The 17,792-nt window shown below is 33.6% G+C and carries 12 protein-coding genes; 5 read left to right on the forward strand and 7 right to left on the reverse strand.

Annotation, left to right across the window (positions count from 1 at the left end):
• Nucleotides 1–46 precede the first annotated feature (46 nt).
• The 3 genes from LNQ81_RS13340 to LNQ81_RS13350 all read left to right on the forward strand — a co-directional run bounded on the left by LNQ81_RS13340 (nucleotide 47) and on the right by LNQ81_RS13350 (nucleotide 4,319).
• Complete coding sequence (locus LNQ81_RS13340) at nucleotides 47–2,047, forward strand: OmpA family protein (RefSeq protein ID WP_229947526.1); 2,001 nt, start codon at nucleotides 47–49, stop codon at nucleotides 2,045–2,047.
• Between the two features lie 173 nt (nucleotides 2,048–2,220).
• Nucleotides 2,221–2,655: a hypothetical protein gene (locus tag LNQ81_RS13345; RefSeq protein WP_229947530.1), complete on the forward strand. Its 435-nt coding sequence runs from the start codon at nucleotides 2,221–2,223 to the stop codon at nucleotides 2,653–2,655.
• A gap of 200 nt (nucleotides 2,656–2,855) precedes the next feature.
• Nucleotides 2,856–4,319, forward strand: coding sequence for a S41 family peptidase (locus LNQ81_RS13350; RefSeq protein ID WP_229947531.1), 1,464 nt, complete (start codon nucleotides 2,856–2,858; stop codon nucleotides 4,317–4,319).
• A 125-nt stretch (nucleotides 4,320–4,444) separates the two neighbouring features.
• On the opposite strand, the gene LNQ81_RS13355 is transcribed toward LNQ81_RS13350, so the two are convergent.
• The gene (locus LNQ81_RS13355) at nucleotides 4,445–4,714 is read right to left on the reverse strand and encodes a hypothetical protein (protein ID WP_229947533.1); all 270 of its coding nucleotides are present in this window, start codon (nucleotides 4,712–4,714) and stop codon (nucleotides 4,445–4,447) included.
• Nucleotides 4,715–5,093: 379 nt separating this feature from the next.
• Here LNQ81_RS13355 and LNQ81_RS13360 point away from each other — a divergent pair, with 379 nt between their 5' ends.
• On the forward strand, nucleotides 5,094–7,109 hold the full coding sequence (locus LNQ81_RS13360) for an ATP-binding protein (protein WP_229947535.1): 2,016 nt from the start codon (nucleotides 5,094–5,096) through the stop codon (nucleotides 7,107–7,109).
• A 325-nt stretch (nucleotides 7,110–7,434) separates the two neighbouring features.
• On the opposite strand, the gene LNQ81_RS13365 is transcribed toward LNQ81_RS13360, so the two are convergent.
• Complete coding sequence (locus tag LNQ81_RS13365) at nucleotides 7,435–7,848, reverse strand: transposase (protein ID WP_336245920.1); 414 nt, start codon at nucleotides 7,846–7,848, stop codon at nucleotides 7,435–7,437.
• Nucleotides 7,849–8,548: 700 nt separating this feature from the next.
• Between LNQ81_RS13365 and LNQ81_RS13370 the strand changes: the two genes are divergently transcribed.
• Nucleotides 8,549–8,956, forward strand: coding sequence for a hypothetical protein (locus LNQ81_RS13370; RefSeq protein WP_229947538.1), 408 nt, complete (start codon nucleotides 8,549–8,551; stop codon nucleotides 8,954–8,956).
• Nucleotides 8,957–9,049: 93 nt separating this feature from the next.
• On the opposite strand, the gene LNQ81_RS13375 is transcribed toward LNQ81_RS13370, so the two are convergent.
• The 5 genes from LNQ81_RS13375 to LNQ81_RS13395 all read right to left on the reverse strand — a co-directional run bounded on the left by LNQ81_RS13375 (nucleotide 9,050) and on the right by LNQ81_RS13395 (nucleotide 17,743).
• Nucleotides 9,050–9,658, reverse strand: coding sequence for a DUF3347 domain-containing protein (locus LNQ81_RS13375; protein WP_229947540.1), 609 nt, complete (start codon nucleotides 9,656–9,658; stop codon nucleotides 9,050–9,052).
• A 160-nt stretch (nucleotides 9,659–9,818) separates the two neighbouring features.
• Nucleotides 9,819–11,399 (reverse strand): efflux RND transporter periplasmic adaptor subunit, encoded by a 1,581-nt coding sequence (locus tag LNQ81_RS13380; protein WP_229947542.1) that lies wholly within the window; start codon nucleotides 11,397–11,399, stop codon nucleotides 9,819–9,821.
• A 3-nt stretch (nucleotides 11,400–11,402) separates the two neighbouring features.
• Nucleotides 11,403–12,875 carry a TolC family protein gene (locus LNQ81_RS13385; RefSeq protein ID WP_229947545.1) on the reverse strand — a complete coding sequence of 491 codons (1,473 nt, stop codon included), beginning with the start codon at nucleotides 12,873–12,875 and terminating at the stop codon, nucleotides 11,403–11,405.
• Nucleotides 12,876–12,901: 26 nt separating this feature from the next.
• On the reverse strand, nucleotides 12,902–16,777 hold the full coding sequence (locus tag LNQ81_RS13390; protein ID WP_229947547.1) for an efflux RND transporter permease subunit: 3,876 nt from the start codon (nucleotides 16,775–16,777) through the stop codon (nucleotides 12,902–12,904).
• 504 nt (nucleotides 16,778–17,281) lie between these two features.
• Nucleotides 17,282–17,743 (reverse strand): hypothetical protein, encoded by a 462-nt coding sequence (locus LNQ81_RS13395; protein WP_229947549.1) that lies wholly within the window; start codon nucleotides 17,741–17,743, stop codon nucleotides 17,282–17,284.
• Nucleotides 17,744–17,792: the final 49 nt, after the last annotated feature.

A 17,792-nucleotide genomic window follows, 5' to 3' on the forward strand; every position in this document is an offset into this window, starting at 1 on the left:
AAGAAACGTATTAAGATAGACTGAAATTTTGAAAAAAAATAAAACTATGAGAATAAATATTTATAAAATAAGCGCAATTGTCCTAATTAGTATGTTTTCTGTGGGCGCAGTAGCTCAAAAATCTTCTATAAGAAAGGCCAATCAGCAGATAGAAAAAATGGCTTATGCAGATGCGATTAAAATCTATGAAAAATTAGTATCAAAGGGTAAAAAAGCAGATGAAATTTCAAATAATTTAGCTAAGGCTTATTATGAAAATGGAATGTATCTAGAGGCTAACCACTGGTATGATAAGCTATATGGTAAAATAACTATATCAAGTGAAATAAAAGATGTAGATGCTTTTTATCAATATATACAAACCATTAGAACAACAGGCGATTATATGCTTGCCAATAGTAAAATGGACTTACTAGCTGAGATTGCTCCAGAGAATGGTATAGTAAAAAAATACCTTAGCGATCCAAATTATTTAGAACAAGTAAATGCCAATCGAGAAGGATATAGAGTAAAAATACTCAATAGTGTTAATACAGGGGGATCTGAATATGGATCTGCTTTATATAAAGGAGAGATTGTATATGCATCCTCTACCAACAAAAAAGGGAAGCATAAAAAAACACATAGTTGGACCAATGATCCATATACTAAATTGTATTCTGCTCCAGTGCGCATAGATGGGTTTATTGGTAGTGTTAAACCTTTTGCTAAAAAGCTTGAAGGAAAATACAATGAGTCAAATGCTATTTTTACAGCAGATGCCAGAACAATGTATTTCTCTAGTAATAACCGTGGCGGAAACACCACTCGTTATTCAGATGGAGCAGTGCTAGTTAATCTGTATCGCGCCTATAGTTTTGGACAAGGAAAATGGGGAGATGTTGAGAAATTAACCATTAATGTTGACCATGCTAATACAGCTCAACCTGCATTAAGCCCTGACCAGGATTGGATTTATTTTTCTTCTGATAGACCTGGAGGTTATGGTAAATCAGATCTATATCGCGTAAGATTATTTAGAGACGGAACAACTGGAACACCTGAGAATTTAGGTGATAAAATAAATACTCCAGGTAGAGAGAGTTTTCCGTTTGTAAGTTCTGACAATGTACTATATTTTGCCTCAGATGGGCATCCAGGATTAGGTGGGTTAGATTTATATGGTGTGCAAATAGATCCGGATGGAACATTTGGAGAGGTAGTTAACCTGGGTAATTCAATTAATAGTCCTTATGATGATTTTGCTATGTATCTTGATCCAGAAGCTAAATTTGGATTTATCACCTCTAATCGACCAAATGGTCAAGGCAAGGATGATTTGTATTATGTAAGAATGAAACAAGGTACTGAACTTAATATATCTCAAGAGATACAGGGACGTGTTGTGGATAAGTTTACTAATGATCCAATTCTTGATGCTTTTGTTTTTCTATATGACAGTAAACACAAAATGATACAAGAGGTAGAGGTTGATAAACGAGGAGACTATATATTTAAAGATGTTAAAGTAAATAGAGACTATTATGTGGCTGTAAAATCTAATGGATATATATCACAAGAACAGTCGGTTGAAGATGTAGATAAGAATGATGTTCGTGTAGTGAATTTTGGTTTAACAAAAGTCGATAACCATCATAATGGTGGTAATAATTTTACTGCTAAATCAATAAAAAAAGGAGATGATTTGACTTCTCATTTAGCATTAGCACCAATTTATTTCGACCATGATAGTTCAATAATTCGATCAGATGCACAATTGGAACTTTCCAAAGTGGTATTGATGATGAAACAAAACAGCAGTGTTAAGATACAAGTAAGGTCTCATACAGATAGTACAGGACCAGATTTGTATAACTTAAAGCTATCAGATCGTCGTGCAAAAGCTACAGTAGAGGAAATCATTAGTCAAGGTATTAGTCCAAGCCGTATAAGTGGACAAGGATTTGGCGAGACAAGATTACTGAATCACTGTGCAAATAATGTAAGATGTACAGAACAAGAACATCAATTAAACAGACGTAGTGAGTTTATCATTATAGAACTTTAAGCGTAATTATACTTTATCTTATTAGTTTAAGAGCTATCCCAAAATTTGGGATAGCTCTTTTTTTTAGTATTAAATTGGGTTTAGAGATTCTTTTGGATGAGTATATATATTTTAAAGTGCTTTATTTTTTATAAGTAACACTTATTGGTATATTAGCGATAAAACAGATGATAATGAGTAAGATAAATATACTTTTAGTGCTTGTTTTTTTAGCCGTTAGTTGTTCCTCAGATCAAAATAATTACCCTAGTGAAATTGAGTATGGGATTTCAAATTCAACTAAAATTAGACCTCCCAAATGGTTGCAAGGAACTTGGAGGATAAATACAAATAGTAGCCCATCGGGACTAACCCCAGGTTTTATAGTTATGCCTGATCAGTTGTGTTTTGTCTCAATCTCTGTTGAATGTTTTCAAGACATGATAGATTATAGCTATAAAGTAAATCCTGAAGCAGTTAAGATAGAACAAGAGTATAACCTGGATTATTATCGGCTTACTATTAATATAGCCACAGAAATTACAACTTTCTCCTTTACTTTAAAGGATAATTTTAAAGCCTTGTATACAAACGGGAGTGTTAAAGGCACTTTATTTAAAGAGCATTAATACCAGTTATAGCTTAGATATGAGAGTTTTCGTGATATTAGTTTGTGCTTTAAATAAATAGTTTGTTTTTAATGCAAAACATAGTTAATGCTTGGTTAAATAATTAATTTTATACATAATGCATTTGTATAATTGTAAATATGCTGATTTTGTGTAAAAACTTAATATAGTATATTTGTGTTTAATTAATTTAAATAAGTATGAATAGTAGAATTTTAATATTATTTCTTATCGTCTTTAGCCAGCTTACTGTACTGGGACAAAAAAAGATTAAAGACTTAACTAAAGAGAATTACTTAGAGGATTTCGATTTTATAGTCAAGGTGATAAAGCAGCAACACCCCAATGCTTTTAGATTTATAACAGAGAATGACTTTGACGCCAAAGTAAAAAAAAGCCGATTAGTTTTAGAGAAACAGCCTAGCTTAGAGAATTTTATATTATCGAATCCTTTAGCGCTAATTAATGATACTCACTCTAGTATAACTCCAGATAATGTTCTTTTTGATGAGTTTACCAAACAAAGTGATTTTTTTCCTTTAACTACCTCTGTGTATAACAATAAGGTATTTATTAATCAATATACTTTAGATATACCAATAGGAGCTGAAGTGATAAAGGTGAATAATCTAGATGTTATTGATATTTTAAATAGAATACCCAATGGTGTAGATGGCAATATTCAGGCGAGTTCTCAAAAAGACTTTTCTTTATATGTATCCTTAATCTTTCCTAAAACTAAAGAGTTTGTTATAGAGTACAAACAAAACTCTGGTGATAAGAATTCAAAAAAGGTAGTTTTAAAATCAGTAAATTTTAGCCAGTACAATTATAACGCCCAAAAGAGTATTTTACCTCTTAATACTTTAGCCTTTAACAATGGAATTTATGGATATCAACTTGATAAACAAACTTATATTCTTACCATTACAAGTTTTAATATGTCCGAGGAGTATGCCTATTTTATTTTGAATAATATTTTTGCAACTATTAAAGAAAACAATATTAAGAATCTAGTTTTAGATATCAGAGATAACAGTGGTGGAATGCTTTCAAATATTCCTCTTTTTTATTCTTTTATTAGTACTCAAAAAGAGTTTAAAAACATTTATAAATACGCCACAAGAGTTCCAAAGATAAACGTGAGAGAGAATCTTTTAGATGAAAATAATAAGCTGGCAAATACAACTGATATTATTGCCTTTGATAATTTTATGAAACAAAGATTCGATTTTAATCAACAAGATCAGTTCTATTATGGTAACAATCGTTTAGATGAATATTATGTTGAAAATTACCCTCAAGATAGAAATGCATTTACAGGTAAGGTTAGCTTGCTTATAAATAATAATACTATTTCAGCAGCGGCTTATTTTGCATATCTTTTTCAATTAAATAAAAGAGGAGATATTGTAGGGCAGGAGACAAGAAGTTGTAGTAATTTTACAACAGCTGCATGGTTTTTAAATTACAAACTACCCAATACGGAATCGATTTTGTCTTTACCAAGAAGCAAAATATTCTTCAATACAGTAGCCAATAAAGAAAATACTTGTAGAGGAGTTATTCCAAATCAAACCATTGAATCGGCCCAGTATCAAAAAGGATTACAAAGTATTAAAGATTCTGAGATGAACTTGGCACTAGAGTTATTAAATAAATAACTCAGGTGGTTGTTTAAATTAAAGTATAAAAACAATTTATTACCCCCTTTTATATAGAAGTAAAAAAGAGCTATCTTAAGTAAAACTTAGATAGCTCTTTTTAAATTATGGTCATTTAGATAGCTTTAATTACATTGTCCTACTACATCAAAAGTGATGTCATCTTGATAGTACTTTCCACCAAATTCTTGAATTCTATCATGGATAGTATCAAAGGTATAACATCCTGTTTCTTGGTGTATTATAGCTCCAGTGGTACCTGAATAAATGATAATAATCCATTTTTGGTAATCCGATTCAGTGACAGTCTCAGATATTTTCTCTGTAGTACTAGCACTAATAGAGCTTGCTCCTAGAATAAATAAAGAAGCAAATAACAATAAGCCTTTTTTCATAATTAAAAATGTTGTTTTGGTTAGAGTTAAAAATAGTAATTAAATTTATATTAGCAAAAAATTATGTTAATTAATTATTGTAAAAAATATAATAAAAAAATATAAATAAAACTATTTCAATAATTACTGTCTTTATGGTGAATAAAAATAATTAAGGTTGGTAAAAATTTATGAGTATTGTGGTCCAAGCTGAGCCTTTAGATTTTACTAACTAAGGATAATGACTATTGTAAAGAATAAATAAACCACTATGGACTGAAAGTCCGTAGTGGTTTATTTAATAGTAGAAGAATAAGTAGTCAATAACTAAAAATAGTTAACCTAATTCATCTTCATAAACTAATAAATGGTATTTTAGTATAGAAATTTTACATGTATAATGCATAAGAAAATACTTTACTACGCTACTATTATTTCTGTTTTTTTAATTATCAGTTGTACTAATAATAAAACTCCCTATCATACAGATCTAGATAATTTATTTGCCTTAAAAAAAGATTCAATAACAAAGGATTCAATAGCTAAGGCTATTGAAGGTAAAGTAAAAATTGCTTTGCAATTAGAAAACACAATTGATCATAGCTCCTTAATAGATAGTGTTTTAAATGAACTGCGTTGGACTAATGAAAAGCAAGCTTTTTTCGAGTTAACCCAAATAGCTATAAAGGATGCAAAAGACCAGAAGGACTATGTAAGATTAGCTAATACTTATCAAAATATAGCTGTATACTATCAGGATATTAACCAGTTAGATAGTGTGTATTATTATTATACGAAGGCAGAAAATATCTATGAAAATAATAGTGATAGTCTTGCCATGGCCGAAAATAGATATTACCAATCAAGATTACTCTATGAATTAGGTTTGTTTATGGAATCAGAAATAAAACTGACAACCTCTATGAGGTATCTCCTTGATCATAATCCTAAAAATCCTATACTTGTTGAAGCAATTCAGTTAAGAGCTTTTCATGATATGGACCGCGGAGATTATGACAAAGCATTAATCAGTATGAAACAAATTTTAGATACCTTAATTAAAGATGAAGGAAGGTTTGAAATTTTACCTAAACAAAAGTATTATCTTGCTATTACTAATCTTTGTTCTAATATAGCAAACTTAAATAATGAGATTGAGAATTACACTCAATCAGAGTATTATTCCAATTTAGCTTTAAAGTATTTAAGTAAAAATTACAATGATTTAATATACGCTTTTGCTAATATTCCACATCAATTTTCTAAATATAATCAAGATAAAAATCATGATATTATAGAAGGATTATTAATCTCTTATAATATCTATGAAAAGCTTAACCATACTTATTATAAAATAGAATTTGCTATGCTTGTTGCCTCTATATATGAAAATGAAAATAATAACGAACAAGCCTTATCTTGGGCCAAGTTAGCTTATAGGCAGGCTAAAGCGGAAAATTTTTTTAGATTCCAAAAACAAGCTATTGAGTTTATCTTAGCTCAAAGCAATTATAATGACCCCAAACTTGTTCAGGAACTGATCGAGCTTAATTACCATATAGAAGAAGAACAAAGTAGAGTACATCAATTATTTACAAAGACAGAGCATGATAGTGTTTTGTTAAGTAACGAGAATCATATATTAAAACAAAGGATATTTACAATAGTGGTTGTATCAATCATTATAACATTAATTTTACTGTTTATAGTGTTTTATCTAAGACTTAGGAGTAAAAATAAAGAGCTTTATAACTTCTTTATTCAAAATTCTAAAAATCAGGAGATATTAGATCTTTTGCATACCAATAGCGTTATTGAGTATCAATCCATAGCAAAGGAGCGCAATCGAATAGCTAAGGATCTACACGATGGAGTTGTAAATAGTATTTTTGTTTTAAGGTTTAGTTTACAACAGCTGAAAACCTCAGACTCTAAGATACAAGAGTCACTTGTAGAAGAGTTAATTGGGCTGGAGAAAACAGTTCGTACAATATCACATTCCCTAGCTGAGAGTAGCTTTTTTAATGATAAAAGTTTTGAAAGTTTAATTAGAGCATTAGTTACCAAGCAAACTAATGGATTTAGTACTGAGTTTGCACTAGAGCTTCAAGATAATTTACAGTTCCACTATTTATCTACTTTACAAAAGATGAATATTTATCTTATTTTGCAAGAGGCATTACAAAATATTAATAAACACTCTTATGCAAGTCAGTGTATGGTTAAGGTAACTGTTGACAATATAGCAATAACATTTAGTATCATAGACAACGGGGTCGGATTTAGATCAGAAGCTACTAAAGGATTAGGCTTGTCAAGTATGAAAGAAAGAGCAAATGATATTCATGCTAATTTAGAAATAGAGTCTTATAAGAACAAAGGAACAGTTGTGTCGTTGTTTATACCTTTATTATAATATTTAAAAGTGATAGTAGGCAGTGGGGCTTGGTATTTAATTTGAAAACAGATTTCTAATCCCTTTATAATAGAATGCTAAGTACACGGAAAAAATCTAAAGAACTTGATATTTAAAGGATTATGGTCATTTTTAGAAAGCAATAATCTTGATAGATAGTCAAGTCCAAGTTTAAAGACACTAATAAGTCTATTACCATGATTCTTGATTGTGATAGGTTTAATAGTGTCAATATAGTCTCCAATCTTATAACACCATACAAAAGCAATCATCACTAACATGACTAGTTTTTCAATCCTATCGATTTTTTGCAAGTGTGTATCTTCTATGTTAAAGCCGCTAGACTAGACTTGAAGGCTTTAAACAAAGTTTCAATCTGCCATCTTATTTTATAAGTATCTAAAGCTTTCTCTGGTTTATTAAAGCCAATGATTATACAAAAGTCTATTTTACCATCTGTTATCACTTTAGTTCCAGAGATATAACATAGCTGATTATGAATTCTAACAATCTTGTGATATTGCCTTGTTTGACCAGGTTTTAAGTTATTAAATAGATGAGAAGCCTTTATTTCTTTTTGTTTACTAGGCAGGTAAACCTTAAAGTTATTTCGAATACGGATGTAGTATTTAATCTGCCTATCATTTAGATAACTAATCCAATCTTCTCCAACAAATTCTCTATCAGCTAATACACAATCAATATAATCTTTACCAAACCAATCAATAAAAGTATTGATGAGCTCTTTTCGCTCATTTGTATTTGAATTACCTCGTTTATCTTACATTTTAAACAATATTGGAAAACACATATTCTTATAACTAATACCTAACATTAAGATATTTATATCTTGTTTTCCAAATTTCCAATTGGTGCGATCCATCGCAAGAACATATGATTCTTCATTAGATATAAGTGCAAAAATAAGTCTTGAAAACCATTCCAATTTCAAATCGGCACAATTGTCAAATCCAGTTGATACTTTAGAAAATCCACAGACTTTATTTTGCATAGAGAGACGATAAAGAAACAAATAAGTCGGATCCTAGCTAAGCTTAATTTACCTTTAAAATTGGCTTTTATAGTTGTTAGAAGTTCTGTGTTTTTGTACTCTAGGCTGTTGTTCGTTTTTAAAGGCATTACGTGAGAAACAATTATTTAATATTCTGAATATCAGCCTTTTTTATAAATAATCCTTTCCTTTATTTCTGTTAAAATCAACTATTTAATAATTTTGTCGCGTACTTAGAATAGAATGTTAATTCTGCTATCAAGGAATTGTTTGTGATACTATGTTAATAGTTACTTATTATTTATTTGGTACTGATCGTCTTATTATAATAATGAGTTTTATAACACATAATTAATTTTAACTTAAATTTTGTTAATCAATATGTTTTATTTATATTGCTATCTATTAACTAACTAAATTTAAAATTATGAAGAAATTATTAATTGCCGCAATGTTTTCTGTTGCCTTTATGGGGGTATCGAGTGCCTCTGTTTTAGAAGAAAGTGTTGTTACTGTAAAAAAAGAATCTTCTTTTTTAGTTGCCACAAACTATATCGTTGTTGTAGTGGTTAAAACCACTTATGGAACTGAAATAGAAATTCAAGGCAAAGCTTGTGCTCTTCGTCATATTGAGCATAATGGAGGAGAGATAGTAGGTTATCGTAGTGTGCCTGCTTATGGGCCAACGCCTTTTAAATGTGCCGACTTACCAGATGATGATAATGTAAGACCTCCAGGTTCTGGTGGAGGAAGTAGCGGCGGCGGCGGCGGAGTAGGTGGACCTCCAAAACATGATTTTAAAAAGTACGATCCTAATGACGATTATAAATTTTAATACTTTGTAGGTATTATATTATAGGTGTTAAAAAAGATATTTATTATAAAAGGCTATCCATTTGGATAGCCTTTTGCATATTATATTTGTTAACTATTTAGTTTCAAATATAATTTTATTTTGATTAGCTCCACATTTAAGCATAGAAGAACCATATAAAGGATTAGATAGGTCTTCTACATCGCTTAACCATTTTCCTCCTTCACCATTGTCATACATCGGGCAGTATTGTTCAAATACTACTCTATCAGTACCCACTATAGCAATTAGTTTTACTAAATCATCAGTTAAGTCTTCAAATTCTGATCTTTGTACTTTAATATCTGTTGATTCTAACTTAGTTGCAGTCTCTATTAGTTCTTTTACTAATTCTTTTGCCCTAGCATCTTCTGTAACTACTGCTTTTAGACTAGTTGTTAATGTTTTACCAGCCGTAGTAGCTGCTACTTGATTATCTTCTTGTAATGCTTTTTTAACTAACAAGTAAGAATCTAAAGATAATTGTAACACATTAGACTCTTTCACTGTAGTAACATTTTTTACTTCTTTATGTGAAGGATGTTGATTGTGTTGATCTTGACTTAAATGTTCTTCGTGGCCAGTGTGTTCTTGTTGCTCATGACCTGTTGATTCTTGTTTTTTGTCATTACATGCAGTAAGTGTGAAAGCTAATACTGCAAAACTTAAGATTACTTTTTTCATTTGATTGTTATTTATTTGTTCTTTGTCTTTTTATGTTTTTTCTGCTTTTGGAATTCTGTGAAGTAAAGTTAGAAAAAAGAATGTAGAGTTAGAGTTACATTCTTTTTTCTGTTAATTTTTTGTGTGTCAGTGAGGATTATATAGCTGTGCTAGCGTGATTCTACCTCTGAAACTGGCAACAGCTATGTAATGCTTTATAATCCAGATCAGTTGCTTTGTCAAGCTCTGTATCATGACCCACTTTAGCAACTGCCTTAGAGATAGCTGCTCTAGTGGTTAGTTTCTTGTCAAAGTTAAGGTGAAGTACTTTCTGTTTTACATCCCAAGTAGCAGTAGATACTCCTTTTACTTTCTTAGCAGCAGACTCTATTCTGTCTTTACACAAGTCACAGTTCCCTTTTACCTTTAGCATACCATGTTCTAGATTAGCGCTAGTAGTATGATCATTTCTGTGATTAGCATGGCCTTTAGCGGCAGGAGCGTTATCGTTATTCATCATACTGCGTTTACCTTCTAGCTGTGCACTTGCATCTACTGTAAACACGCCATTAGTTACGATTTGCTCACCATTTTCTAATCCAGACATCACCACATAGTTATCTCCTAAAGAAGGACCTAACACAATCTCTCTTAGCATAAAGGCAGGGGTAGAAGTATTAGGTTGTTTGACATAGATAACAGATCGCTTACCAGTCCAGAGAACAGAAGATTTAGGGATAACTATTTCTTTGTTGTACTGTTTAAGTGGAGCTGATATTTTCGCACTTGCATACATCTCAGGTTTTAACTGATTCTTTGTATTATCTGTCTCTACTCTTACTTTTGCTGTTCTAGAACTAGCGTCTATAATAGGATTGATAAAGGCTATCTTTCCTTTAAATACTTCTCCTGGTAAACTCTGCAGGCTATATTCTATTGCATCGCCTTCTTTTATAAAAGGCAAGTCATTCTCATAGGCATCAAATACAGCCCATAGTTTAGACAAATTAGAGATACTGTATAGCACTGTTCCTTGGTTGATATAGTCTCCTTGGTTAACGTTTTTTTCTACCACGATACCACTGGTATTAGCATGTACTGATACATAAGCAGAGGCTATACCTGTATTAAGAACCTTGTTTATCTGCGCTTCTGACATTTTCCAAATACGCAATTTCTCTTTAGCAGCATCAAGTAAGAGTGGTTGTAAATCTCTAAGTTTTAAGGCTTCTAATAACTCTTGTTGAGCTGTAAGCAAATCAGGAGAGTATATCGTTGCAATCAATTGTCCTTGTTTTACTGCTTCTCCCGTAAAGTTTACATACAGTTTCTCAATACGGCCATTGACATGGGATGTTTGTGACTGTTGTAGACGCTCATCTACCTGGATGGTTCCATAGAGTTGGATATCCTTTACAGGGGCTTGATGGCCTACTCTTGTAGTTTGTATATTAGCTAGAGCTACTGCTTGTTTAGACATCTGTATAGCATTGTCATCGATAAGATCATCTCCAGGGTCAGATGATTTAAGTGGGATTAGATCCATGGCACATAAAGGACATTTACCAGGTTTGTCCATTTTGATTTGTGGGTGCATAGAGCATGTCCATACTGTATTGCCTTCTTCTGTAGTAGCCGGTTCACCATTGTGCTCATGTGAGCCTGCGCCTCCAAATACCATCCATCCTAGTAGTAGTCCTACTAGTAGTATTGCACTGTAACGTACAATATTGCTTTTGAATATATTTCTTATTTTGTCCATTGTTTAAATATTTTGTGTGTTGTCGCGAACTGCTACTAATTTCTTGATAGAAGCTACCATCGTATTGTAGTTAGCTATTGCTTCAGCTTTCTTTAATTGGTAATCTAATAATTGACGTTGTACTTGTATTACATTTGTCAAATCACTTTTCCCAGTTACAAACTCCTTGATAATAAGGTTATAGGTAGTCTGAGCTAGTGTAGTCTGTTTGTCATAAAGAGTTACAATACGAGCTGCATCATCTAGCTGACTTTTATAGCCATAGTACTCACTCTTTAATGTATTATAAGTTTCTTTAAACTTCTGATCACTAGACTTCCACCAAAGTTTCCCTTCTTCTTGTTGGGCTTTGTACTTTTTTCGGAAGATGGGTAGTGTTACTGTCATCATGGGCATAATCATGTCTTTTCCATTCATATCTCCCATACCTAGCATCATATCACTAGTTTTTCCTATGATCATGTATTGTACTCCAAGTCCTATCATAGGGTAACTCATCTTTCTATCCATCTCTGACTTTGCCTTATAGGCTAATCCCTCTTCTGTAATCATTGAAAGCATTGGGTTGTTTTCTTGTATTGCAAGTAAAGCATCTTGTTCGCTAAATAGATAGTTTACCTTTTCTATTTCACCTAGTACTACTTGATAATTAGCTTCTCTATTTAACAGTGCATTAAATTTTGCTTTTTCTGCTGTGATTTGCGAATGTAGACTTTCTATATTATTTTCTATTTCAATTAGTTCAAGACCTATACGCAATACATCTGACATACCAGAGGCACTACTGCTACCCATCTCGCTCATTCCACTGCTAGAGCTCATAGAAGAAGACATAGCAGGTGCTGCAGTAGCTCCGCCTGTCATACCCATAGCTCCCATGCCTGTAGAAGAAGAAGTGGATGGGGTAGAAGCTGTCTTAGTGCTTACTTTAGGAGTAGCTGTTACTTTTGCGCTGTTAGAAGGAGCAGAGAACTTTCTGATTGCTAATTGTTCTAGCTGCTCTAAGAGTTTTTTATTTTCTTGGTTATTGAGTAACTGCTGATTTAACTTCTGTAAGTTATACCACTGTGTGTACACCTGAAGTGTTAGGTTATCTAATGTTTCTTTGTATTGCTGGTCTTGCATATTAGCCATGTGCCCAGCTTCTACTTGAGCTGATTTACGCGTGCCAAACCAAGGAAGCATTTGCATTACACTTACGTTACCGATAGAGCGACCACCCACGATATCCATAGGTTTGGTATAAAACTCCATTGATAGCTCAGGATCTTGATATGCACCTGCTTGAGGAATCTTTTGTAAGAAGGCTTCATAAGCTAGCTTTTGTGATTTAACACCTGGGTTATTCTCTATGGCTACCTTTAAATAGCGTGATAGAGAATCCTTAGGTTGCTCCTGGGCTACAGCCGTAGCAGTGAAACTAGTCACTGCTAAGAAGGCCGAAGCTAAATATATATATGTTTTATTTTTGTTCATTGTTTTTTATCTTTACAGTTAACGGCTTACAGTTTTTCGCTGTCTTGTGTTTGCGGTTCCAATTCTTGGTGCTGATCTTTCTGTTTTCTATTTTCCTTTTTAATGGCCCATTCTCTCCACCAACATTGAAATACAGGTACCACAAACATGGTCATTGACTGAATTAGCATTCCTCCAAATGTTGGGATAGCCATTGGTACCATAATCTCAGCTCCTTTACCCGTGGAGGTCATAACAGGAAGAAGCGCAATTAGCGCCGTAGCAGTAGTCATAGCTGCTGGACGTACACGTTTAAGTCCTGCGTATACTACAGCTTCTCTAATCTCTTCTTTTGTTTTTGGATCTCTAGCCTGGAAGGTATCGTGGATATAAGTTCCCATCAGTACTCCATCATTAGTAGCTAATCCAAATAGGGCAATAAAACCTACCCAGACTGCGATACTCAAGTTGATGTTGTGCATCTGGAATAGGTCTCTCATGTTCATATCTCCAACAGAGAAGTTCATAAACCAAGGCTGTCCATATAACCACAATAAGATAAAACCTCCTGCAAAGGCTACAAACACCCCTGAGAAGTGAATAAGCGATGCTGCTATGGTCTTAAACTGGAAGTATAGAATAAGTAAGATTGCTAACAAACTCAGTGGTACAATGTATAGTAATCGCTGAGAAGCTCTTTCTTGTTGCTCATAATTTCCTGCAAATTTATAGGTAACTCCTTTTGGCAAGGTAAGTTCTTTTGATGCTAGTTTAGCTTGTAATAGCTTATCTGCCTCGTGTACTACATCTACTTCTGCTTTGCCTTCTATTTTATCAAATATTACATATCCTAATAAGAATGTATTCTCACTTTGAATCATTTGAGCCCCCTTAGCATAGTCTATATCTGCTACTTCACTAAGTGGTATCTGAGCTCCAGTAGCGGTAGGAATAAGCATCTTTGCCAGTTCTTCTGGATTGTCTCTAAGCTCTCTTGGATAACGCAGTCTTACAGGGAAACGCTCACGTCCTTCTACGGTTGTTGTAAGAGCCATACCTCCAATAGCAGCTCCAATTACATCTTGCAGATCAGATACAGTAATTCCGTATCTAGCCATATTATGCCTGTTTAGGTGAATCTCTACATAAGGTGCCCCCACTGCGCGATCATAAAAAACAGTAGAAGGCATAATAGAAGGAATATCTTTAAGAGCGGTCTCTAAGGCTTTTCCTCCTGCTTCTATAGATTCTAAGTCTGGTCCTGATACTTTAAGTCCCATCGGGGCACGCATACCTGTGGATAACATAACAAGCCTTGCCTCTATAGGTTGTAATTTAGGAGCAGAAGTCAATCCTGGTAAGTGAGAGACATTGACTATCTCCTGCCAGATATCATCTGCTTTTTTAATCTGTGGTCTCCATTGACGCAAGAATTTACCGTCTTTATCGGTGATTAAACTATCTCTAGGGATAAGTCTAAAACCATTATCTGGATGATAGGTATTGCCATTTATAAGTTCAAATTCTCCTTTTTTATTTGTTTTAAAGCGCTGTCTATGCCCATTGTCATCTAAGATATACTCAGAACGGTAGTTAATTGTATTTTCAAACATTTGAGTAGGAGCAGGGTCAAGAGCTGAGTTTACACGTCCCCATTTACCTACAGTTAGCTCTACCTCAGGGATATTCTGAATACGCCTATCTAGAGTTCCTATAAATTGAAGGTTTTGTTCAATACCTGTATGTGGCATACTTGTTGGCATTAACAAGAATGAACCTTCATTTAAACTAGGCATAAACTCTTGTCCAATACCTGGAAAAGTCTCTGTTGACTTTTGCCAGAATGCGGTCTCTCTAAATGATTTCCATCCTACGGTTTCAAATCCTTTGGCTACAAAACCCAAGCTCTTGTCTACACCTAACCACACAAGCATACCAAAGGCCATAGTGATAATAGGAATACTCATAAACTTCCAACGGTGAGTAAGCGCCCATCTTAAGATTTGCTCATAATAGATAACAAGCAACCATAATATCCCTAATATTGATCCAATGGCAAAGAATACAAATACAAAATTTAACCCTGTACTTTGCTGTGTACCCAGTGGTAACCATTCTACACTTAAGTAGTATGACGCTACAAAAAGGGTAAGGGCTACATTGATATAATTGGCTATTTTCTCTCCTTTTAAATTAGGAATAAATAGATTGTTTATCGCAACTAACCCTAGTGTTAACGCGATAAATTCGCCTGTATATATCCATAGCCCTATACCTAGTGCAACTAGTATATAGTTGGCTATTTTGCGTATTTTGTTTTTGTCTATCCTAATTGAATATACATAATAAGCAATAGTAGGTAGTACGATAATACCTAATACAAAAGCGGATAATAAAGCAAAGGTTTTTGTATAGGCTAATGGTTTAAAAAGTTTACCCTCTTGAGCTTCCATTGCAAATACAGGAAGGAAACTTATAATGGTTGTTAGCATGGCAGTTGATAGTGCTCCAGATACTTCCGAGACAGCTTTGCCTATTAGATTTATAAAAGCCTTTCCTTTACTCTGTATTCCTTGGGCTCGTTCTTCTTCCATATACCTTATGATACTCTCGACAAAGACGACTCCTACATCCACCATGACTCCAATTGCAATAGCAATACCAGATAAGGCCACAATATTGGCCTCAATACCCATATATCGCATGATAATAAAGGTGGCTAATACTCCTATGGGTAGGATACTGGAAATAATAATGGATGCGCGCAAATTAATCACCAGTACGATCACTACGATAATACAGATTAGTATCTCATGAGCAAGGGCTGTTTCTAATGTCCCTATAGTCTCTTGTATTAGTCCAGATCGGTCATAGAAGGGTACTACAGTTACTTTAGAAATAGTTCCATCGGCTAGAGTCTTTTGAGGAAGACCAGCCTGCATTTCTTTTATTTTTTCCTTTACGTTGTTGATCACATGCATCGGATTTGCGCCATATCTGGCCACTACCACACCTCCTACAGCATCAACACCCTCTTTATCAAGTCCACCACGACGGGTAGCAGGACCTAGATTTACAAAGGCTACATCTTTTATTTTTACAGGTACATTATTGCGTACTGTAACTACAGCATCTTCTAAGTCTTTGACACTTTTAATATATCCAAGCCCGCGTACTAAATATTCAGCTTTATTAATCTCTATGGTTTCAGCCCCGATATCTAGGTTGCTCTTTTGGATAGCAGACATTACATCCATCACTGATACGTTATAAGCACGCATTGCGTCAGGATTGACCTCTACTTGATATTCTTTGACATAGCCACCGATAGAGGCTACCTCAGAAACTCCCTCTGCAGCAGATAAGTTATATTTAGTATAGAAATCCTGTACAGTACGAAGCTCATCTGGATCCCATCCACCTGTAGGTTCTCCTGTCTCGGGATTACGCCCTTCAAGAGTATACCAATATACTTGTCCTAATGCAGTTGCATCAGGTCCTAATGAAGGAATAACACCTTCTGGTAATGTACCAGAAGGTAATGAGTTAAGCTTCTCTAAGATACGAGATCGGCTCCAGTAGAACTCTACATTCTCTTCAAAGATGATATAGATAAATGACATCCCAAACATAGAGCTACTGCGCACTGTCTTCACCCCTGGTATTCCAAGAAGTGACGTTGTTAGAGGATAGGTGATTTGCTCTTGGATATCTTTAGGAGAGCGTCCCATCCATTCGGTAGCGACAATCTGTTGGTTCTCACCAATATCTGGGATTGCATCCACAGGTACTGGATCGCTAGGCAGTATATTCTGATGCCAATTAAATGGAGCTGTTATCAGTCCCCATATAATTACCACCACCAATAATAGTAGAGTGATAACTCTATTATGTAAAAAGTACTTAATGATTTTATTAAGCATAAGATAGATATTACTGTATTAATAAATGACACCTACTATATCTTTTTTATTTGTGCTATATAAGGGAGTACATACCTTTATTATATGTCATTAAACCTAGAACAAGGGATAGATACAAAAAGAAATTATACAAAACAGGTCTGAATTAGTAGCTTAAGCACACTGTAGTATGGTGTAAGGGCTAATAAAAAAGCTATAAAATATAATGACTTTATCGTATCTAGCTAACGTTGATTATGGGTTAAAGCAAAAGACATACAGTCATAGTACGGTTAAATAAAAAGAAATAGTAGATGATCGTTGTAATCATCATTGAGCCCAAAGAAGAATGCATTGAGTAATAAGAAAATCCTTAAAAGATTAGTGTACAAGTCCTTTATGATATAAAGAAGACTTTGGTTCTTACTAAAATTCGATTCTTGGCTCTGGGTAAAGTAGCTATATAAGTATTAATCACCTTTATAGATTATATAGATAATGAGATAGCTACTTAAGATTAGAAAATCATATACGATAAATACAGATATAAGACAGGGGGTCTATATCTTTAAACTTAAATCCAGAAACACAAACAGAAAGAGGAGAAACAGAGACTAAATCAATAGACTTTAAATCTTCTAAGTAGTTTGAGTTAAACCACTGTGATTTAATATTGGCTGTTTTCGACTTTGTATCTTGGATTACTTTAGGTGTTTGAACCTTTAATTCTGTAGATGTAACTAATACACGTGAAGCTACACTACAGCACGGCATATTCATATCCATGCCATGAGAACTTTGCTCCATATCTTTTGAACAACATGTTGCAGTGTTTTCGCTGCTGATCTCCATACCACATGTCATCACCTCTTGTGTACAAGACCACTCTATAATAGGGCTAGCCGTCACCAGAAATGATAAGAATAAAAATAATATGGATAAGTGTTTTTTCACTAAATGTCTGAATTGTTCAATTGTATGCGACAAAGATACTTATTTTTTAATTAGACGCCTCTTTTAAGGTAATTTAATCTGT

Origin of the sequence: Myroides oncorhynchi, assembly GCF_020905415.1 — a bacterium.
Taxonomy (GTDB): Bacteria; Bacteroidota; Bacteroidia; order Flavobacteriales; family Flavobacteriaceae; genus Flavobacterium; species Flavobacterium oncorhynchi_A.

Excerpts from the sequence above, each read along its gene's own strand:
- LNQ81_RS13340 (WP_229947526.1), top strand. The coding sequence starts at position 47 with ATGAGAATAAATATTTATAAAATAAGCGCAATTGTCCTAATTAGTATG.
- LNQ81_RS13345 (WP_229947530.1), top strand. The coding sequence starts at position 2,221 with ATGAGTAAGATAAATATACTTTTAGTGCTTGTTTTTTTAGCCGTTAGT.
- LNQ81_RS13350 (WP_229947531.1), top strand. The coding sequence starts at position 2,856 with ATGAATAGTAGAATTTTAATATTATTTCTTATCGTCTTTAGCCAGCTT.
- LNQ81_RS13355 (WP_229947533.1), bottom strand. The coding sequence starts at position 4,714 with ATGAAAAAAGGCTTATTGTTATTTGCTTCTTTATTTATTCTAGGAGCA.
- LNQ81_RS13360 (WP_229947535.1), top strand. The coding sequence starts at position 5,094 with ATGCATAAGAAAATACTTTACTACGCTACTATTATTTCTGTTTTTTTA.
- LNQ81_RS13370 (WP_229947538.1), top strand. The coding sequence starts at position 8,549 with ATGAAGAAATTATTAATTGCCGCAATGTTTTCTGTTGCCTTTATGGGG.
- LNQ81_RS13375 (WP_229947540.1), bottom strand. The coding sequence starts at position 9,658 with ATGAAAAAAGTAATCTTAAGTTTTGCAGTATTAGCTTTCACACTTACT.
- LNQ81_RS13380 (WP_229947542.1), bottom strand. The coding sequence starts at position 11,399 with ATGGACAAAATAAGAAATATATTCAAAAGCAATATTGTACGTTACAGT.
- LNQ81_RS13385 (WP_229947545.1), bottom strand. The coding sequence starts at position 12,875 with ATGAACAAAAATAAAACATATATATATTTAGCTTCGGCCTTCTTAGCA.
- LNQ81_RS13390 (WP_229947547.1), bottom strand. The coding sequence starts at position 16,777 with ATGCTTAATAAAATCATTAAGTACTTTTTACATAATAGAGTTATCACT.